We start from the raw sequence: 20731 nt of genomic DNA, 5'->3' as shown, positions 1-20731 counted from the left end.
TAGTCGCCGATTGGGCGCGGACTCACAATTGGCAATGAGGCGCGGCCTCGCGCAGCGAGCACGCGCCGCACGAACCGCCACAGCCGCCGACTTCGGCAGCCGGCGGAGCCAGGACGTCCGCCCGCTGAGCGGCGGCATTGGCGCCCGCGCCCAGGGTGAACAGGGCGACGACCGCGACCGAGAGCGCGACCAGCAGCGCGACGATCCCGCTCGCGGCCAACACGACGAGACCACCGGCGAACAGCAGCGCCCCCGCTGCCAGGGACGTGGGCGCGGCGATACGGTTCGCGACGCGGAAGGTTTCGTCGTTCGACAGTGCGGCCTCGGTGTGCACCCCGACGAAACGGTTGCGAGGCAGCCGACCGGTGAGCCCGAGTGCGCCGGTTGTGCCGGCCACAACAGCCAGCACGAACAGGAGAAGAGCGACGACGAACACCCATGCAGGTTAGCGCATCCGTGCCGACCGGCCGCCGTGGGGCCGGGCGGCGGCGGACGCGCCGGGAAGTCCAGGCCAGCCCGATTTCCGGTCCCACCGACCGAACGCTCTACCCTGATAGACGAAGTTTGTCTGGTAATCGGCGGATCACAAGAAGGCAGGACCGTGCAGGACACACGTGCAACCGAGAGCGACGTACCAGAACACCGGTACAACGCGGGGCTTGCCGGGCGCATCGAGCGTCGGTGGCAGCGGACGTGGGACGAGCGCGGAACCTTCCATGCGCCGAATCCGGTGGGCCCGCTGGCCGGGCCGACTCCGGCGGACAAGCTGTTCGTGCAGGACATGTTCCCCTATCCCTCGGGCGCGGGCCTGCATGTCGGTCATCCGCTCGGCTATATCGCCACCGATGTCTTCGCCCGCTATCACCGCATGCACGGCCGCAACGTGCTGCACGCCCTCGGCTACGACGCCTTCGGTCTGCCTGCCGAGCAGTACGCGGTGCAGACCGGCGCACATCCACGGGTGACCACCGAGTCGAACATCGCCACCATGCAGGCTCAGCTGGACCGGCTCGGCCTCGGACACGACCGGCGGCGCTCGTTCGCGACCACCGACCCGGAGTACTACCGCTGGACGCAGTGGATCTTCTTGCGCATCTACAACGCCTGGTACGACCAGGAAGCCGATCGCGCCCGCCCGATCGCCGAGCTGGAAGCCCAGTTCGCCTCCGGCGCTCGGCCCGCCCCTGACGGACAGGACTGGGCGGCCATGACCGCGGCCGAGCGCGGCGCGCTGCTCGATTCGTATCGCCTGGTCTATCAGACCGATTCGGTGGTGAACTGGTGCCCAGGTCTGGGCACCGTGCTGTCCAACGAAGAGGTCACCGCCGAAGGCCGCAGTGAGCGCGGCAACTTCCCGGTGTTCCGCAAGCGGCTGTGGCAGTGGATGATGCGCATCACCGCCTACGCCGACCGGCTGGTCGACGATCTGGACCACCTGGTCTGGCCGGAGAACGTCAAAGCCATGCAGCGCAACTGGATCGGGCGCTCGCGTGGTGCGCAGGTGAGATTCGACGCCGACGGCGAGCAGATCGAGGTCTTCACCACTCGACCGGACACCCTGTTCGGCGCGACCTATGTGGTGCTGGCACCGGAGCATGACCTCGTCGACAAGCTGACCGCCGCCGCGTGGCCCGAAGGCACCGACTCCCGCTGGACCAACGAGGACGCTCCGACTCCCGCGGATGCCGTCGCGGCCTACCGCAAGTCGATCGCGGCCAAATCGGACCTGGAGCGGCAAGAGAACAAGGAGAAGACCGGCGTCTTCCTGGGCGCCTACGCCACCAACCCGGCCAACGGCGCGCCCATGCCGATCTTCATCGCCGACTACGTGCTCAGCGGCTACGGCACCGGCGCGATCATGGCGGTGCCCGGACACGACCAGCGTGACTGGGATTTCGCCACCGCGCTCGGCCTGCCGATCAAGGAGGTCATCTCGGGCGGCGACCTCACCGTCTCGGCCCACACCGGCGAGGGCGAGGTGGTGAATTCCGACTATCTGAACGGACTTTCGGTCGAGGATGCCAAGGCGACGGTGATCGCCCGGCTGGAGACCGACGGGCACGGCCGCGGCACCATCCAATACAAGCTGCGCGACTGGCTGTTCGCCCGCCAGCGTTACTGGGGTGAGCCGTTCCCGATCGTCTACGACGAGCAGGGCGCACCGCACGCGCTGCCGGAATCCATGCTGCCGGTGCGGCTTCCGGAGCTGGACGATTTCGCGCCGGTGACCTTCGATCCGGAGGACGCGAGCTCCGAGCCCTCGCCTCCGCTGGCCAAAGCCACCGACTGGGTGCATGTCGAACTGGATCTGGGCGATGGGCCCAAGAAGTACCGCCGCGACACGAACGTCATGCCGAACTGGGCGGGCAGCTCCTGGTACCAGTTGCGCTACGCCGACCCGACGAATACCGAGGCGTTCTGTGCCAAGGAGAACGAGGCGTACTGGCTCGGCCCGCGCACCGAGGTCGGCGGTCAGGACGACCCGGGCGGCGTCGACCTGTACGTCGGTGGCGTCGAGCACGCGGTGTTGCATCTGCTGTACGCCCGTTTCTGGCAGAAGGTGCTGTTCGACCTGGGTGACGTCAGCGGGCCCGAGCCCTACCGCAGGCTGTTCAACCAGGGGTACATCCAGGCGCACGCCTACACCGATGAGCGCGGCGCGTATGTGCCGGCCGCCGAGGTGGTCGAGCGCGGTGGCAAGTTCTTCTGGGCCGACGCCTCCGGCACCGAGATCGAGGTGTTCCAGGAGTACGGCAAGATCGGGAAATCGTTGAAGAACGCCATCTCCCCCGACGAGATGTGCGATCTGTACGGCGCCGACACCTTCCGCTTCTACGAGATGTCGATGGGGCCGCTGGACACCTCGCGCCCGTGGGCGACCAAGGACGTCGTCGGCGCGCACCGGTTCCTGCAGCGCGTCTGGCGACTGGTGGTGGACGAGGAGACCGGCGCGCTGCGGGTCACCGAGACCGCGCCGACCGACGAGACGCTGCGGCTGCTGCACAAGACGATCGCGGGAGTGGACGAGGATTTCGCCGCGCTGCGCGACAACACGGCCGGGGCCAAACTGATCGAACTGACCAATCACCTGACCAAGACCTACCCGGATGGCGCACCGCGCGGGGTGGTCGAACCGATGGTGCTGATGCTGGCCCCGCTCGCCCCGCACGTCGCCGAGGAACTGTGGGAACGCCTGGGCCACGCCGAATCCTTGGCGCACGGCCCGTTCCCGGTCGCCGATCCGGCGTTGCTGGTCGACGAGTCGGTGGAATACCCGATCCAGGTGAACGGTAAGGTGCGCAGCAGAATTCAGGTCGCCGCCGACGCGGACAACGCGACGATCGAGGCGGCCGCACTGGCCGACGAGAAGATCACCTCGTTGCTCAACGGCGCCGCACCGCGCAAGCTGATCGTGGTACCCGGCCGACTGGTGAATATCGTCGCCTGAGCTTCGGTGCACAGGTTGCGCACTGATCGACGCTGTCGATCAGTGCGCTCGTCGCCGTACGAAACAGCGGGCGTATGCCTGCCCGATCATGAGCGTCTGCGCATGGGCCGTCGAACCTACGGACGCCCCGTGAGCCGAAGGTCAGGCGGCCGGCCGCCGGCATCGGGTGAGAACACCGTGTGATCGGTTGACCAGCACTCGCCGGCTAACGGAGACTTTGTCGATGAAGGATCTCGACGAGGCGGCGGACCGGTACGCGGTGGGTGAGGTGACCAACGAGGACCTGCCGATGATTGCCACCTTGGCGTTGGCCCGCGGCGTGAACTCGCCCGCCTTGACGGAGTTGGCCTGCCTGCACCGAAGCGACTGTCGTGACGCGCCCGGCCTCTTTCTCGAGGCCCTCGACGAGCTGGGCCTGCTCGAGGCAATCGATACCGCTTGGGACAGCCGCGCGGCTACAGTCCTGCTGCGCCGCGCCGAAAACCACGCGGCGGACCTGCTGGCCGATGCCGGAACTCCGGCGGCCCGCTCGGCGAAAATTGCCGCGCTACTGCATCGACTGGCACATACCGAAGACCCCTTGAACTCCGATCTTTCGGAGCTCGCCGCATATTTCGAGGTCCTGACCGTCGACTGGGACGAAGGTTACCTAGAGCGGGCAGTGCTCGCCGACCAGATGCGGCTCAACGCCCGCCGTCTCCTCGATCACCGGTACTGAGCGGTGGTGTTCCCTCGAGCCGTGATCCGTTGTTACTCCTCGGATCAACCGCCCTGGTCTACCGCAATACCTCTGCTACCAGAGATTCGGGAGAACCACCGGTTCCACGACGTGGTCAGCGACAACCGAGAACGTGCCCTACCAGGGTTCGGCCTCGGCGGGACTCGCCTTGTTGATCAATAGGGCAGTGATCGAGGCCTGGAAAAGATTTCGCGACCATCTATTGGGGCGGATTACAGGTGCTGGTGGGCTTACATCCGACCTATCCCGCAAGGCGGGTAGTTTCCCAGCACGTGCTGCGGCTGAGACGTTGGAAACCGCAGACCACGACATCGGGAAAACAGTCGGCGCCGAAAGCGAAGTCGAGCGCCACCGTGTCCCCACGACGGCCCGCTCCGCGAGTGAGGTCGAGGTCCCGCGGGCGGACGGTCCGGCGGTTCTGGCCCGGCTGTACGACGAATCTACCAGACGCGTTCAGCGAGTCCGATTTTCGGAAATGCGTCCCGGAGAAGAGCCCGATTTTCTCGCCGCCGCTGTCGACCGAACCGTCGATATGGACAAAATATTGCGCGCTTTGCGCGTATCCGACCACAACGTACGGCCGAATGTCACCCCGGGGTGGCGCACTGATTCCCACTTTCTCCTTCGCGGCGACGCTCGCGCCGCAGAGGAGATTTTCGACGCCGGATTCGTGCCCTGGGAACACTCTCTGACCCTCTTTCCTGGAACCACTTCCACCACTCGTGACCTGAAATGGGCAGTCGACCACGGCGTCAACCGGGACGACGGCGTGCAACGCCTGTACGTCATCGACGCGCCGGGCGGCTACGACGTCGGCAACCACTTGGCCTCACACCTGGTGTTCCCTGGCGGCATCGACCGCCGCCACACCGTCGGGATGTGGGAAGTCCCGTGGCAGGAAGGCCGTGAACTCACCTATGTAGATCTCGCCTCGGATTACCGAGACCATTGGCACCCCAATCCCCACTACATTCCACGGACTTCCGGCTGAATGCAGTGTCCGGCATCGTCGTCGATCGTCGACCACCAGGAACACCGGCGCGAGTCACCAGCTGCGCCGGTTCGTCGACCGCACCGCCGCGGCATCCGGCGGAACCTACGGTCTGGACCAGGCGGCAGTCAGTAGGGCCGGAGCACGATCTCGGTGAGATGCCCATCGCGCGGGGCGTCGAGGGCGGCGCGCACCGTGTAGGCCACCGTTTCCGGCGTGAGGAACTCCTCGGCCCGGTATTCGCGGCGCTCGCCCGCGACGATCTCACGCTGCATGTCGGTGTCGATCCGCCCCGGGTGAATCGAGGTCACCCGCAGCGCCGACTCTTCGAGTCGTAGCGCGTCGCCGAAAGCGCGCAGCCCGAATTTGCTCGCGGCGTAGGAGGCCCAGCCCGCGTTGGCGCGCAGCCCGGCGCCCGAATTGATCAGCACCACATGGCCACCGGCCGCCCGCAGTGCGGGAAGGAGCAGCCTGGTCAACTCGACTACCGCAATCAGGTTGGCGTCCAATGTCTTTCGCCACTGCTCGACGGTAGAATCGGCGACGGTGCCGAGATCAGCGATACCGGCGTTGTGCACCAGGACATCCAGGCGCTGAATCGGCGCGGTCGCCACGGCGACCGCGGCATAGTCGGTCAGCTCCGCCGGCCATCCGGTCGCGTCGGGCAGCTCCGCCAGGATGTCGTGCAGCGCCGTCGCGGATCGGGCGCCGAGCAACAGGTCGTGCGTCGACGCGAGTTCACGGGCGATCGCCGCGCCGAGCCCCCGGCTGGCGCCGGTGATCAACGCGGTCGGTTTCGGGGTCACGGCGGAGGTCATGGGCCCCACCGTAACCGTCCGAGAACGAGCGGCGTAAAACCCGTAGCACTGGACGTACGCCTGGCGAGGCAGGCATACATCGACTGACGATCTCGAGCTGATCACGGACGGGGCATTCGAGAGTGACAATCGCCGAACACGAGCCGACCGCCGGTCGGTGGGACGACGGTGAGTCGGACACCGCCGAGCGGGCATATCTGCGGGTGGCATCGCAGAATAGGGGCATGGCACACCCGGGTTTCACCCCAACCCAGCTCGCGGCCCGCGCTTCCTACCTGCTGCGAGGCAATGATCTGGGCACGATGACCACCGCGGCGCCACGACTGTATCCGCACATGTGGAGCTGGGATGCGGCGTTCGTCGCGGTCGGGCTGGCGCCACTCAGCGTGGAGCGGGCGGTGATCGAACTGGATACCCTGCTGTCCGCGCAATGGAAGAACGGCATGATCCCGCACATCGTCTTCGCCAATGGCGTGGATGGCTATTTTCCGGGCCCGTCCCGCTGGGAATGCCGCAAACTGGCCGCCGACGCGCCGGACGGCCCGGACACCTCGGGGATCACCCAGCCTCCGGTGCACGCGATCGCGGTGCAGCGCATTCTGGACCATTCGCGCCGACACGGCCGCAGCACCAGGTCGGTCGCCGAGGAGTTCCTCAACCGGCGCTGGCCGGACCTGGTCCGCTGGCACCGGTGGCTGGCGCACGCCCGCGACCCCAAGGAGACCGGCCGGATCACGCTGTATCACGGGTGGGAGTCCGGCATGGACAATTCGCCCCGCTGGGACCGCGCCTACGAGAACGTCATCCCGGGCGACTTGCCGCCCTACCGCCGCGAGGACCTGCTCGTGGTCGCCGATCCGACCCAGCGTCCGACCGACCGCGAGTACGACCGTTATCTGTGGTTGGTCGAGCAGATGCGCCGCGCGGGCTACGACGACTACCAACTCGCCTCGACCATGAGTTTCGCCGTCGAGGACGTCTTCGTCACCGGGATCTTCGCGCTGGCCTGCGAGGTTCTCGCCAATATCGGTGAGGAATACCGGCAGCCCAACGCCGATGTGCGCGACCTGTACTCGTGGGCCGACCGATTCCGCGCCGGTGTCGTCGCGACGACCGACGCGCGCACGGGCGCGGCACGCGACTTCGATGTGCGATTGCAACGCTGGATCCGCACCGAGACGCTCGCGATGTTCGCGCCGCTGTTGTGCGGCGGCCTGCCGCGCGACACCGAACGCAGCCTGCTGCGGCTGTTCGAGGGGCCGCACTTCTGCGGCCATCCCGACCTGCGCTACGCGCTCCCACCGTCCACCTCACCCGTGTCCAAGGACTTCCGCCCCCGCGAATACTGGCGTGGCCCGGTGTGGCCGGTGATGAGCTGGCTGTTTTCTTGGGTCTTCGCCAGGCGCGGCTGGGCAGAACGCTCGTTCATGCTGCGTGCGGAGGGATTGCGCCAGGCCAGCGACGGTAGTTTCGCCGAGTACTACGAACCGTTCACCGGCGAACCGCTCGGCAGTATGCAGCAGTCCTGGACGGCGGCCTCCGTCCTGGACTGGCTGGGTTGATTCGCCCCCGCGGTGTTTCGGTCCGTATCGACCAGGGACCGGACAAGCGGGTCACCGCAGAAGCGATCTCGGGTGCTCGGTTTGCCGGAACTGCCGCCGAGTAACCCGGACAGGCACCGCGTCACCCGGTTGCACAGATAGCTAGTCAATTGTTCGCAACTTTCCCATCTGCCTCACTGGTCACACCAGTAGCACATTGCTATCGTAAAACCGCATGGAGACCCCTCGGTTTGGCACATATACTCGCCGCCTCGGTTCCGCACTGTCGCTTATCGCACCGATCAGCATCCTTATAGCTACCCTTCCGCCCGCGGCAGCGGCACCGACCGGCCCCGATGTCTCATCGTGGCAGCACGGCGACGGGCGGCTGATCGACTGGTTCTCGGTCAAGCGCGCCGGACACAACTTCGCCATGGTCAAGGCCACCGAGGGACTGAACTACATCAACCCGTATTTCGTGCCCGACAGCCTGCTGATGCGGGCGGCGGGCCTGGCCCGCGGGACCTACCATTACGCGCGGCCGAATCTGCCACCGGAACCGCAGGCAGCGCTCTATGCCGCGGTAGTGCTCGGCCAGAACGGCCCGCTCGATCTCCCGCCGGTGCTCGACCTGGAGAACTCCGGCGGGCTGAATCCAGCCGGACTCATCGACTGGACACACCGGTATCTGCACACCGTGCAGGCCCTGACCGGCCGCGTTCCGATCGTCTACACCTACCCCAACTTCTGGCGGACCGCGATGGCCGACACCACCGAGTTCACCCAGTACCCATTGTGGATTGCCGATTACCGCGGCAACGCCCAGCCCGAGGTCCCCGGCGGCTGGAACACCTGGACGTTCTGGCAGACCACCGACAGCGGCAGTATTCCTGGCATAGCCGGCCGCACGGACCTGAACGTTTACAGCGGCGCCCAAGGCGATCTCGCCCGGTACGCCAACGTGGTCGGGCTGACCGGAAGCGGGTAAGCGCGGCGAGGATGGAACCGCTACTCGCCCAGTCGAGTAGCGGTTCCACCAGGGAACGGTCACAGGCGACAATCGGCCGTAGGTTGCAGGACCAGCCGACCGGGCCGCCGCGGCCGGTGGTCTCAAGCGCCGATCCGGCCGCCGTTCTTCTTCCACACCACCGCTACCGAAGGACGCGGCTGCGCCGAGCCACCGTCCGGCCAGTGCGACAGCGGATTCTCCGGGCTCGCGTCGTCGGCCTCGCCGGGATGCTGCACACACACCATCACCCGCGACTCGGTAACGACCGGCCCACAGGTCTCCGCGCCGCGCGGCACCGTGAGGAACTGCTTGGTCTGCCCGCGGTTCGGGCCGTCGAGCACCACCGAGAACAGTCCGTCATTGGACTTCAACGCGTTACCGTCAGTCGAAATCCACAGGTTGCCGTACGGATCGAACGCCAGGTTGTCCGGGCAGGAGATCGGGCTGACCTTGGTCTTGTCGTATCCGGCGAAGTAGGTGTCCGCGGCCGCGGGATCACCGCAGACCAACAGGAGCGACCAGGTGAATGTCGTGCCGGTGTGGTTGTCGTCGATCTCCAGGATCTGTCCGTTCTTGTTCAGATTGCGCGGATTCGCCTCGTCCGGGCCTTGCTTGCCCGCCGCCCCGCGGTTGTCGTTGTTGGTCAGTGCGACGTACACCTTGCCGGTGCGCGGGTTGGCCTCGAAGTCCTCTGGGCGATCCATCTTGGTAGCGCCGACCTTGTCCGCGGCCAGCCGGGTGAACACGGCGACCTCTTCGGCGCTCATGCCCTCGACCAATGACTTACCCTTGCCGTCGGAACCGGTCTCCAGCAACGGAATCCACTGTCCGGTACCGGTGAAGCCGTGGTCGGACGGCTCGGCGCCGGTGCCGTCGATCTTGTCCGCGTGATCGCCGCTGAGCTTCGCGACATACAGGGTGCCCGCGTCCAGGATGGTCAGGTTGTGCCGCATGCTCGCGACGCCGGCGCCGGACTGGACTTTGCGCGACGACACGAACTTGTACATGTAGTCGAACTTTTCGTCATCGCCGGTGTAAGAGACGACATCACCGTTGTTCGTGACGTAGATGGTGGCTGCCTCGTGCTTGAGCCGTCCCATCGCGGTGTGCTTGATCGGCGTCGATGCCGGATCCCACGGATCGACCTCGATCACATAACCGAATCGGTTGACCTCGTTGGGTTCCTGCGCCAGATCGAAGCGCTTGTCCGCGCGCTCCCACTGGTTGACAGTCTTCCCCGCGGCCAGGCCATACCGCTTCAGCCGCGCCGCGGCTGCCGAGTCGGTCACCTTGTCGCTGTTGGCGAAGTAGGCGTTGAAGTTCTCTTCACCGGAAAGGACCGTGCCCCAGGGAGTGAGCCCGCCGGAACAGTTGGCGAAGGTGCCCAGCACCTTGGTGCCGCTCGGATCGGCCGAGGTTTTGACGAAGTCGCTGCCCGCGGCGGGGCCGGTCAGCGTGAACTCGGTGGTCGCGGTGATCCTGCGGTTGTACTTGCCGAAGGCGGGAACAAGCTTGCCCGAACCGGACTCGCCGTGCACCTCAACTACGGTCAGGCCGTGCGCGGCCATGGTGACCGCGATCTGTTCGCCGGTCGGCGCTTGCTTGTCATAGCCGCGGAACATGTGTGGGGAGGTGGTGTACTCGTGATTGACCACCAGCAGGTAGCTATTCGCCTGGCCCTCGATCGGCAGCAGGGCAGCGAAGTCGTTGTTGTAACCGAACTGCTTCGCCTGCGCGGCGGCCGTCTGGTTGTCGAAGTCGAAAGCGGGCGCGTCCGGGAACAGCGGATCACCCCAGCGGATCACGACGGACTGCTCGTAGCCGTCCGGGATCACCACGGCGTCTTCGGTGTTCGGCGCGACCGCCGTGAAGTCGGTACCGGTACCGGGTGAGCCCGCGGGGACGGCCGACTCGGCGGCGGCCGACTCCTCGTCGGCACAGGCCGCCAGGACGCTGCCCGCCCCCACCGCGAGTACCGCTGCCGCGCCGCCCTTGATCAGCCCGCGCCGGTTCAGGGAGCTGACGATGTCACCGAAGTAGGCGCCGGCCGAGGTATTCGGCGCCTCGTGGAAGCACGCGTTCGCGCACTTGTATTCGCACGTCACAGCGGCACGTGACGACTGGCCGTCGTGCTTCACGAAAAGCGCGAGTGGCTGAAGGCTCACAGTTACTCCTGGGTTGAGCTGACGGCCGCACGCTAAACCACTCGATCAATCCGAAACAGAAGACGAGGTGAACAGCCGACCAATTAGGTAACCCTCAGATTGCCGCATCGGCGGACGGCGCACCGCGAATACCGCGCGATTCGACGATCTTGTTTCGACACGGCATTCGCTGTGGCAGCCGGGTCGCTGCGCCTAGGTCATCACGCGCGGCAAGTCATGCTCGGGTGAGGGCCACCACCGGGATGATGCGCGCGGTTCGCATCTCGTGCTCGGCGAAGAACGGGTAGGTCCGCTTGAGCACGGCCCAGGTGCGAACTCGGTCTTCGCCGGTGAGCGGAGTCGCCAGCGCCTCGTAGCGGTCGGCGCCCACCTCGACGGTGACATGCCGGTGCTTTTCCAGGTTGAAGTACCAGTCGGGGTGCGAGGGCGCACCGACGTTGGAAGCGACCACCAGAAGGCGACGCCCGTCGCGATGAAACATCATCGGGGTGGTGTGCGCGACGCCGGATCGACGGCCTGTCGTCGTCAGCAGAACCAGACGGTCGCGGTGCATCCCCTCGATGTCACCGCCCGCTCGGAACTGAGCGATCGTTGTTCGGTTGATGTCGTGGACGTCCATGGTTCACCTCACTCCGATGGGTCGGACCTGGTCCCAGCTTTCACCCTGGTTGAACACCGTGTCCCCGAAATGCCCGGATTAGCCACGCGACCTGCGGACCAGTGGAACTTCGTCAGGTGGGGAAGGTCTGGTGGCACAGTGCGCAGCCGCGGCAATCGACTCTGGCGTGGTTCGCACTCGCGGTGGCGGGTCGTTCCAACGAACTTGCCTTCGATGACCTACCGGCCTCGGATCTTCGACTTGCTGGCGGCCCAGAATTTGCTTCCCCGCGAAAGACCCGAGTGTGCACCGCGACTGTCCGACTGTAATGATGTGACCTTGGCGAGTGCCGTGCGCAGGCCACGGTGCTTGCCGGTGACCGGGTCAGCCGGAGGCTGATCTGCTGTCGTATGCGGGCTCGATACGCCTATGAATTTAAGTTCGGACCTGGTCTCAGGCGAGTCGTCGACGGTGCGACGCAAAAATTCATCAGGCAGCGCAAGTTTGTATACCGTGCGCAATGCCTGCAAAAATTGCCTGGTAAGCGAACCGGTGGTGTAGGGCAAGTCGTATTCGTCACACAGCGCACGTACCCGCACCGCGATCTCGGCATATCGGTTACTCGGCAGGTCGGGAAACAGATGATGCTCGATCTGATAACTGAGATTACCCGACATGAAAGCCCGCACCGGCCCCGCCTCGAAATTAGCGGAGCCGAGAAGTTGCCGGAGATACCACTCACCACGGGTTTCGTTGTCGAACTCCTCGACAGTGAACTTCTCCGCGCCGTCGGGGTAGTGCCCGCACATGATGACGATGAACGACCACAGATTCCGCAGCAGCAGCGCGGTGGAATTGGCGCAGAGCGTTTGTTTGAACGCTGGGCCTGTCAGCGCTGGATAGATGATGAAATCTTTGCCGAATTGACGGGCGAACTTTCGCGCGATCTCCCTGTTCGGCTTCGACAGAAACCGCCGGCGCGATGTGTGTGTGAACCTGCGTTCCAGCGCCCAGTCGTGTATCGAGATCGCCCACTCGAAAAACGCGGCGACAACAAGGATCGACACGGGTTGGAACAGGTGAACCGGACGCCATGGTTCGTCACGAGTCATTCGCATGACGACGAAGCTCAGATCCTCGTCCATGCCGAAGACATTGGTGTATGTGTGATGAAAGTGGTTGTGTGACCGTTTCCAATGTGCCGACGGACCGACGAAGTCCCATTCCCACGATGTGGAATGAATCTCGGGATCGTTCATCCAGTCCCACTGGCCGTGGCTGATGTTGTGTCCGAGCTCCATCATTTCGATGATCTTCGCGAGAGCCAACATCGCCGTACCCGCCAGCCATGCGAGTCGCTGTCGACTCGCAAACAAAGTCACTCGTCCGCCCAGTTCCAGCATCCGCTGCGCTCTGATCGCGCGCAGAATATAATTGGCGTCGCGTTCACCTCGTGACAATTCTATGTCTCGACGAATCGCATCCAGTTTCTTACACAGGGCATCGATATCTGCTTGGTTCAGATGGGAAAACGCCTTTATGTCCGTGATCGCCACGGGAGTCCTTTCCAATGCTTGGAGCGCTCACTCGTTGTCGTCGAGCTGCCCTGGAGCAGGCGGGGCGGATGCGACAGAATCCGCTGCGAACTCATGGCCTCACCCGCGCCGCCGAAGCCACCCTGAATCGCGAAGCGACAACATCCACACCTCGTGTCCTTATTGCCGCGCCTCGAGCGCCGCGGCATCTTCGGCAGGTGACACCAGCATCGGCTCACCGAGCACATCCGGGTCGACGACCGCGAAGAGTTGGTCTGTACTGCGGGTGTCGATCCACGTCGCCGCGATGTCGTAACCGTTGTCGAAGAGTTCCTCGGGCGAACGCGTCGGGGACTGCAGCGCCGATCCATATGGCAGATCGGCGAAAATGGTTCGTGCACAAAGACTTTTGTCATGGAAAGGTCGTGGACGCCGGGGGATCACCGGCAGTGACGGGTGAGCCAATGGGAGGAGCAGTCCGCCACGGCTGAAGTGCGGCTCAGGGCCGTAGAGGTCGAGAACGAGCGCGGGATGAGACCCGAATACCTCATACGGGACACGATGGTGCGTCCCGCCGTCGAAGATGTGATCGAGCGAAGCGGCGGCAGGGAATGCACCCGGTATCCGTGTCGCCGCGACCAGTGCATCGGCGACGGGCATATCGGTCAAGCCCAACTTCGGCAAATCCTGTGGAAGGAATAACGTGCCGTGCTCACCCGAGTAGACCGGAATGATCAATGAGGAACCGATCCCCGACGGCTGCTGCCGAGCCACGTTCGGTTCCAGTACGAAATCAGCGAACGTCCGATCACCGACAACTGCGTGTGCGAGTTCGCGTAGGCGAACATCGGGGTAGAGCGTGCGTTTTGTCAACATCGCGCGTAGGCTTCGACGGCCGACTACTTCGTTTGCCGGATGCTCGACGGCGATCTGACGTAACTCTGCGCGACTCATTCCCAATGCTGCGGCTGCGGCCCCGATAGCCCCGCCGCTGACACCTAGTACGACTGGCTGAATAGATGTCGGCCGGGGCACACCAAGATCCGCCAGCATTTTCGCCCTTCTGGAATTCAAACTATCCACGGCACCAATGACCATCCCCGACATAAGGGCGAGGCTGCGGCCGGCTACACCGGCCAGAATTCTAACCGTCACCAGTTCCTTGATCAACAGACAATCCTTCTCGAAATCGAATCAGTTCAGATCACAAAGAATTTTCCAGACGCAGGCAGCCATGCGTATCGATCCGGCGAATGGTGTCGCAACCGACCACCCACCTCGACTAAGAGAAACCCCCGCTGGTCATTCCATTGTCGGCCACTCGAGCCGAATACTCGCTGCGACTACCACAGTCGCCCACACCGGAAATCCATGATTCGACATCATTGATTCGGTGCATTCGTAACGCATTTCTACCGTGGTGTAGCACCGCGCGGCCTGCATACAGAGGACAGATAATCAGGAAGGTCGACGCAGGACAGTGGCCCCGAGGAAGTGGCAGACCCGCAAAGCCAGCGCGATATCGAGTTTGTCATGTGGGGCGGTGCCGGCGCGGGTAGCCTCGATCGCCTTGGTGATGCGGTATTTAACCGTATTGCGGTGCAGAGTGAGGATTTGAGCGGTGCGCACATGACTTTCGCTGGTGGTGTAGTAGGTGCTGAGGGTGCGGCGCAGCGTGGCTGCCTGGTCGGTGTCGACGGCCAATTCGCCCAGGACTTCACGGACCCACGCGCGGGTGGAGTCCAGGTCCTTGGCCAGCAAGGACACGACGGCGACACCGGGATCGCCGAAGCCGACGACGGTATGCGAGGACGGGATCCCGGGAACGCTGGCGACGAAGTATGCGGCGACGGCCTGTTGATGCGAGCGGCGGAATCCGCCGAGTGCGTATCCGGGCAGCCCGACTGTCAGTCGCACCCCGCTGGCAGGATCCACCATGGCGTGCAGTTCGGTGGTATCGATCACCGGGTGGCGGTGACCGAACGGTAGCCACGCCCATGCTGTGTGGCGGTCTATGGCAGTGACCAGTGCCGGGCCATCGGCGTGCAGGCCCTCGGCGAGTGTTCGCGCCTGGGTATCCAAAAGGTTCAGTGTGCTCGGTTGCTCATGGCCGGGGCGCCACAGGATGAGAGCCACGTGGGTTCGGTCGAGCCGGTAGCCGGTCTCGGCCTCGAAGGCGGTTGCCTCGGCGGTGTCCGTGGACAGCAGGGCGTGCACAGTGGAGAAGTGCACGCTGCCGCGGGCGTTCACCCACCGGCTGCGCTCGGCCTCGTAGGCGTCTAAGACGTAGAGGGTGATCCATTCGACGTAGGTGTAGATGATCTCGGTTAGCCTCTTGACGACGGCGAGCGCAAGTGGCGCGGGCAGGCGGCGGCGATCGATCTCGTCGTGGCAGATCCGCAGCATGTCGTTCTGACCCATGTGGTACGCCCGTACCAGCGAATGGGACGGAACTTCGCGCTGAGCGAGTCGTGATGCGTTTTCGACGGCCGCGGGGGTGGGTTGCAAATGGTCGACGGGAATATCGTTGGCCATGACCTGGATGAGAGTGGTGACGTTGCCGTGCACACTGGCCTCGAACATTTCCACCAATTGTGGGTCGTTGTCGAGATGGTCGATCTCGCGCGCGATGGTGGCGCTCATCGCCTGGGCAATCTCGCGTTCGCGCGACTTCAGCGTGCGTGCGATATCCGCTATGACCGCGACGGCATCGTCCATGGCCGGGACCTCGGAAAAGTGGCGCTCATGCGGCAAGCCGGGAAAAGCGGTCATGGGTGCGCCTCCTGCGCGCCTGGCGAACGAGCGGCCGATTGCCTGCGCCAGTTGCGCTTCGACACCGTGCCGGGATACGCGAACGGCTGCGGCGAACCATCGGGTCCACCAATAACGACAACGGCTGTGGTCACGTCTGCCGAACCTCGGCAGTCGAGGGTGCGACGTCGTGCATAGGAGCTCCTGCAGCTCGGTTCGGTAGAAAAACCGGGTCGGTGTGCGAGTTCGACATCCACCCCGCGTCGATGGGATGGGTGCGTCGGCAGCCGGGACTGTCCGACGACCGGCCGGTCCTCATCTCGATCGTTCCGAGTGCGGTGTCGATGACCTTATAGCGTTGAGGAAATATGCGCATGGGCTGCGATTCGATCCAGCGATCAGGAATTAATCTGACGAAAAATGATAGCGGTGTCGGATGGCGGCTCATTTGCTCTTCGCGTAGATGACCTTCGCTGAAGGGCTATGATCCGGCTATTACAGCTGAACTCCGCCTCCGATAAATTGGCGTGCGATGTGGCACTATAGCCGGTCCGGGCTATTTCTGTTGCGCCGAACCCGCATTCGCCCATCCGGGTGGTGACTATACGTACGCGGTTCACGGAAGGCCGTTGCCGGAAGGTCGGTGCACTGCCCGAAGGAGGCTCTCCTGTGGCGAATACCATATTTCCTCCTCAGGAGAGTAAGCGCGCACCCTTGGGAATGTTCGATGTCCACAGTCGTGACTTCGACCATTTTCGACTCGGTAGGATTACGAGGGTAATGAGCATGTCCGAGGACGGAAAGGTCCTGCGGGCACACACTTTCGGGAGGGCTTTGTGCTTCCTGCACATCCGTCCGCCGCCGGGGTGCAGTGTCAGCATGCCGAGCACGAGGTCGAACGTAGGCAACATACTCCGGTCGGCAGTAGCGCGGTCCGGTGCGGAACACACCGAGCAACGCGGCTGGGGTCTCCTACCGCTACCCAACCGAAAGGTGCTGTTAAACAGGACTTCTGGCAGGATCCGAGATGAGCGACGTAGAGCGGAAGCGGCGGCACGGATGGCGAGCGGGCTGAATTGCCGCCATTACACGAGCAGATCGGCGAACGCCACCGTCTTCCCCAGCGGAATCGGTGCCCTTCTTCAGGAATCCGGTCTCGTCGCCACCAGGACACCGCCAGCCGCCCGGCCCCGCAACCGATCCGGTTCGAACCGAATTCGATAATGCTCAGTTCGCCGGTAGCAGTGTGCGTCTCCTGGCATTTGATCAAGGGATCCGGTCACCACCTCCTACATCGCGTGATCGGAGCAGGGCGTTGCGCTGCATGTCGACCTACCGCGGCGCAATCCGAGTTCAGTGTCACGCTCGGATTTATGCCCTGCTAGGCCGATCGTTCCCATTGCCGCACCTCGATTGGAATGGGAAGGCCCTAGAACTGGTGGAGTCCATGCCTGGTCCAGCCGGTGGCCGTCGTGGCCGAAAGCGCGTGTCTGCATCCATACGGTCAGGCCCGAGGCGAGTGTCAAAGTCAATGCCCAGGGAATCTTGGATCCGGCGGGGCTACCCCCGGTGGGCGAGCAGGTGCCGCATCAGTAGCCGGGTCAGCGCCTCGGGCGCCTCCTCGGGGACCCAGTGCGAGACGTCCTCGAGCATCTCGAAGCGGTATGGGCCGGACACATACTGGTGCGTGGCCAACGCCGCGGTGGACCCGGTGGTCACGTCCTCGGTGCTCCACACGTACAGGGTCGGAACCTCAACCGGGTCGATCCGATCCCCGTCGGGCGAGGCGCGATACCAGTTCAGCGCTCCCGTCAGCGCGCCGGGCAGCTCGAACCGGCGCACATAGTCCTCCACCCGCTCCTCGGGCACCCTCCACTCGAAGATTCGCCGCAGGCCCACGGCATCGTCCGCGAGCAGGGTCTGCTCGGCGGTGCGCGGTCGGCGCAACGTCGTCAGATAGTGCGAGCGCTGCGCTTGGTCCTCGTCCTCGGCCACCGCCTGCTCGAGCGCGGCGGGATGCGGGTGCGATACCGCGCTGAAGGTGCGGACCCGCTCCGGCAGCCGGGCGGCCACGGCCCACCCCACCCGGGCGCCACAGTGCCCGCCGCAGTGCGAATCTCGAGTTCTTCGATCACCTACCGAACTCTAGAACCGCACACCGACGATTCAGTGCTCGTCGTAGTGACCGTCGTGGGCGGCGTGCCGGTGACCGTCGTGCAGGTAGTCGACATGGTCACCGTGCTGAACGGAGGCGTGGCCACAGTTCGGGCCGTGCTGGTGCGGGTGGTCGGCGCACTCCGTGTGCCCGGACCGCTCGCATTCGTCGTAGTGACCCTCATGTTCACGGTGCAGGTGACCATCGTGCGCGTAGTCGACATGGTCACCGTGCTGCACCGCCGTGTGCCCGCAGTCCGGGCCGTGCGTGTGGTCATGGCCGGTGTGCTGTTGATGTGCTGTGGTCATCTCAGATTTCCCTCTTTCCTGGCACGGACAGCTGGAACTGTGATGTCTGACACATTATCAGATGCGCATCCGTGCAGATTGCTGAAGATGCGCTGTCTGACTGCGAAGGAGGGGTCAGAGCACCTGGGAAAGGAACCTTTGCAACCGCGGCGTCTGCGCGTCATCGAACAGGGCGTCGGGCGTGCCGGCCTCGACGACCTGTCCCTCGTCCATGAACACCACGCTGTCGGACACGGTGCGGGCGAAGCCCATCTCGTGCGTCACCACGATCATCGACATACCGCCGGAGGCGAGGTCGGCGATCAGTGCGAGCACACCCTTGACCAACTCCGGGTCCAACGCCGAGGTGGCCTCGTCGAAGAACATGATCTCCGGCTTCATGGCCAGCGCCCGCGCGATGGCGACGCGCTGCTGCTGGCCGCCGGAGAGATTGGCGGGCCTGGCGTCGGCCTTCTCCGCCAATCCGACGATCTCCAACTGCTCGAGCGCGAGCGCCCGCGCAGCGTCCTTGGACAGGCCACGCAGCTTGCGCGGACCGAGGGCGACGTTCTCCGCGACGGTCTTGTGCGGGAACAGATTGAAATGCTGGAACACCATGCCGATGCGCTGACGCAACCTGTCCGGGTCCTCGGCGAGCACGGACGCGCCATCCAGCAACACATCACCCCGGTCCGGCTCATAGAGCCGGTTCAACACACGCAGCAGCGTCGACTTGCCGGAGCCGGACGGGCCGATGACCGTGGCGGTCCGGCCCGCGTCGACGTGGATGTCGATGCCGCGCAGCACCGGGTTGTGCCCGAGCGTCAGATGCAATCCGGTTCCGGTGAGAGAGGCACTCATCTATCCGCGCCCTTCCGTGATCGTGGCCGCGTCGACCGGGTCGATGGGTCGGTCGGGACGGCCGGTGCGCATACGGCGGTCGATGTAATTCACCAAGTGGGTGAGTGGGATGGTCAGCAGCAGGTAGACCAGACCCGCGGCCACCAGCGGCGACAGGTTTCCGGTCTGCGCGTTCAGATCTCGCCCGACCGCGAACAATTCCCGCTGCGTGGCGAGCAGGCCGAGGAAGTAGATCAGCGACGAATCCTTGATCAGCGCGATGAACTGGTTCATCAGCGCGGGCAGCACCCGGCGCACACCTTGCGGAATCACCACCAGCGTCATCGCCTGCCGGTAGCCGAACCCGATGGCGCGCGCCGCTTCCAGTTGGCCGGCCTCGACCGATTGGATACCGGAGCGGAAGATCTCGCCGATATAGGCCGAGGCGAGCAGCGCAAGGGCGACGGCGCCGAGCCAATACGGGTTGTTGCCGGTGAGGTTACGCACCACCGGACCGATGCCGAGGCCGATCAGCAGGATGATCACCACTGCGGGCAGCCCGCGGAAGATATCCGTGTACACCCGTGCGGGCCAACGTAACCAGCGGGTTCGGGAAATTCCCGCGACCGCGAGCAGCATGCCGAGCACGGTGCCGAGTACACCGGATACCACCGCGAGGATCACGGTATTCGGCAGGCCGGTCCGGAGCAGGTCGGGAAAAGCCTTGCGGTACAACGACCAATCGAAGAAAGTGTCCTTCAACTGCCGCACGGTGGATTTCGGCGCGCTCTGCGCTGTATCTCCGGTGTGCTTCTCGGCGGCGAGCGCGGCGAAGTCGGGCAGTTGCGGTTGTGGTGCGGCCTTGGAGCCCGGCTTCCAGCCCGGCGGCAGTTGCCGCGGCACCCAGTCGCGGTAGAGCCTGGCGTAGGTGCCATCGGCGATCACCGCATCGAGGCCGCTGTTGAGTGCGTCGATCAGCGGCTGGTTGTTCTTGGCGACCGCCCAACCGACAAAATTGTCCAGGCTGAAGGTGTTCTGCGACACCGCCGTCCCGTCACCCGGCTTGATCGCGCCCTCCGCTTGTGCGGAGGGGGCCACCCAGGCGTCTACCTGGCCGGACTTCAGATTGGCGTAGGCGGTGTTGTAATCGGGGAACTTCACCGGATCCAGATGCAACTGATTCACCACGAACTCGTCCTGCACGGTGCCTTGCACGACGGCGATCCTGGTGCCCCGGTTGAGATCCGAAAAACCTGTGATGGCGCTACCGTTCGGCACCACCAGGGAGAAGTAGCCGAAGTCGTAGCCGTTGGTGAAACCGACCAGCTGCCGACGTGCGTCGGTGGTGGTGATGTTCGACGATCCGACGTCGAAGCGGCCGCCGGACACCTGGGCGAGCAGTCCAGCGAATTCGGTGCCCGAGAATTCCACCTGCAGGCCGAGTTCGGCGCCGATCGCCTTCAACAGTTCGTTGTCGAAGCCGGTGAATGTGCCCTGCCCGTTGACGCAGATGCTCGGCGGCGCGTCCGACAGGGTGCCGACGCTCAGCTTGCCCGGCGTGGACAGTCCGAGTTTCGAGACGTCGATCGACGACAGCGGCGCGGTGGTCGTGGTGGTGTAGCGGTCGGTACTCGCGGTGCCCGACGAGGCCAGGTTGGTCGGAGCGGCCGAGGCTGCCGCGAGTCCGGGCGGTGCGCACAGGTCGCGCTCGGTGCTCGCTTTGTCGGAGCCGGAACCACACGCCGCGGCACCGAGACCCACGGCAAGCAATATCACGGCAATCAACACACGAGACCGAACAACGGGCAAACCAGCCATGACGGACCACCCTAGCCGCGCGAATCAGCTGATCCG

The 20731-nt window shown here is 64.7% G+C and carries 16 protein-coding genes; 5 read left to right on the top strand and 11 right to left on the bottom strand.

All coding sequences use genetic code 11. The features are described from left to right. Window positions 1-22 precede the first annotated feature (22 nt). On the bottom strand, window positions 23-436 hold the full coding sequence (locus tag AB0B25_RS17975) for an SdpI family protein (RefSeq protein ID WP_357180382.1): 414 nt from the start codon (window positions 434-436) through the stop codon (window positions 23-25). A 165-nt stretch (window positions 437-601) separates the two neighbouring features. On the opposite strand from AB0B25_RS17975, the gene leuS reads away from it, so the two are divergent. The 3 genes from leuS to AB0B25_RS17960 all read left to right on the top strand — a co-directional run bounded on the left by leuS (window position 602) and on the right by AB0B25_RS17960 (window position 5178). Then, a complete protein-coding gene (gene leuS, locus AB0B25_RS17970) occupies window positions 602-3448 on the top strand; it encodes a leucine--tRNA ligase (protein ID WP_357180379.1) in 2847 nt (948 codons plus the stop codon). 223 nt (window positions 3449-3671) lie between these two features. Then, a complete protein-coding gene (locus AB0B25_RS17965; protein ID WP_357180377.1) occupies window positions 3672-4166 on the top strand; it encodes a hypothetical protein in 495 nt (164 codons plus the stop codon). A gap of 496 nt (window positions 4167-4662) precedes the next feature. Continuing rightward, window positions 4663-5178 (top strand): hypothetical protein, encoded by a 516-nt coding sequence (locus tag AB0B25_RS17960; RefSeq protein ID WP_357180374.1) that lies wholly within the window; start codon window positions 4663-4665, stop codon window positions 5176-5178. A 128-nt stretch (window positions 5179-5306) separates the two neighbouring features. Here the strand turns inward: AB0B25_RS17960 and AB0B25_RS17955 are convergent, their stop codons facing one another. Then, entirely contained in the window at window positions 5307-5996 is a 690-nt protein-coding gene (locus tag AB0B25_RS17955) for an SDR family oxidoreductase (RefSeq protein WP_357180371.1), read from the bottom strand. A 224-nt stretch (window positions 5997-6220) separates the two neighbouring features. Here AB0B25_RS17955 and AB0B25_RS17950 point away from each other — a divergent pair, with 224 nt between their 5' ends. Continuing rightward, window positions 6221-7558: a glycogen debranching protein gene (locus AB0B25_RS17950; protein WP_357180369.1), complete on the top strand. Its 1338-nt coding sequence runs from the start codon at window positions 6221-6223 to the stop codon at window positions 7556-7558. Between the two features lie 214 nt (window positions 7559-7772). Then, window positions 7773-8525, top strand: coding sequence for a glycoside hydrolase family 25 protein (locus AB0B25_RS17945; RefSeq protein WP_357180367.1), 753 nt, complete (start codon window positions 7773-7775; stop codon window positions 8523-8525). A gap of 122 nt (window positions 8526-8647) precedes the next feature. Here the strand turns inward: AB0B25_RS17945 and AB0B25_RS17940 are convergent, their stop codons facing one another. The 9 genes from AB0B25_RS17940 to AB0B25_RS17900 form a co-directional block, all read right to left on the bottom strand. Then, on the bottom strand, window positions 8648-10711 hold the full coding sequence (locus AB0B25_RS17940) for a PhoX family phosphatase (protein WP_357180364.1): 2064 nt from the start codon (window positions 10709-10711) through the stop codon (window positions 8648-8650). Between the two features lie 214 nt (window positions 10712-10925). Further along, window positions 10926-11330 carry a nitroreductase/quinone reductase family protein gene (locus AB0B25_RS17935; protein ID WP_357180361.1) on the bottom strand — a complete coding sequence of 135 codons (405 nt, stop codon included), beginning with the start codon at window positions 11328-11330 and terminating at the stop codon, window positions 10926-10928. Window positions 11331-11548: 218 nt separating this feature from the next. Continuing rightward, complete coding sequence (locus tag AB0B25_RS17930) at window positions 11549-12865, bottom strand: acyl-CoA desaturase (RefSeq protein ID WP_357180358.1); 1317 nt, start codon at window positions 12863-12865, stop codon at window positions 11549-11551. 159 nt (window positions 12866-13024) lie between these two features. Further along, the gene (locus AB0B25_RS17925; protein ID WP_357180355.1) at window positions 13025-14014 is read right to left on the bottom strand and encodes a patatin-like phospholipase family protein; all 990 of its coding nucleotides are present in this window, start codon (window positions 14012-14014) and stop codon (window positions 13025-13027) included. A 288-nt stretch (window positions 14015-14302) separates the two neighbouring features. Then, the gene (locus AB0B25_RS17920; RefSeq protein WP_357180351.1) at window positions 14303-15616 is read right to left on the bottom strand and encodes a helix-turn-helix domain-containing protein; all 1314 of its coding nucleotides are present in this window, start codon (window positions 15614-15616) and stop codon (window positions 14303-14305) included. A gap of 1539 nt (window positions 15617-17155) precedes the next feature. Then, on the bottom strand, window positions 17156-17680 hold the full coding sequence (locus tag AB0B25_RS17915; RefSeq protein ID WP_357180349.1) for an alpha/beta hydrolase: 525 nt from the start codon (window positions 17678-17680) through the stop codon (window positions 17156-17158). Between the two features lie 81 nt (window positions 17681-17761). Further along, the gene (locus tag AB0B25_RS17910) at window positions 17762-18058 is read right to left on the bottom strand and encodes a hypothetical protein (RefSeq protein ID WP_357180346.1); all 297 of its coding nucleotides are present in this window, start codon (window positions 18056-18058) and stop codon (window positions 17762-17764) included. A gap of 114 nt (window positions 18059-18172) precedes the next feature. After that, window positions 18173-18898, bottom strand: coding sequence for an amino acid ABC transporter ATP-binding protein (locus AB0B25_RS17905; protein WP_357180344.1), 726 nt, complete (start codon window positions 18896-18898; stop codon window positions 18173-18175). Then, window positions 18899-20695: an ABC transporter substrate-binding protein/permease gene (locus tag AB0B25_RS17900; RefSeq protein ID WP_357180341.1), complete on the bottom strand. Its 1797-nt coding sequence runs from the start codon at window positions 20693-20695 to the stop codon at window positions 18899-18901. Between the last annotated feature and the right edge of the window lie 36 nt (window positions 20696-20731).

It is taken from the genome of Nocardia sp. NPDC049190 (assembly GCF_040648115.1).
Classification (GTDB): Bacteria; Actinomycetota; Actinomycetes; order Mycobacteriales; family Mycobacteriaceae; genus Nocardia.
Note: the sequence above shows the minus strand (reverse complement) of the source record. Positions and strands in the feature narration are given on the sequence as shown.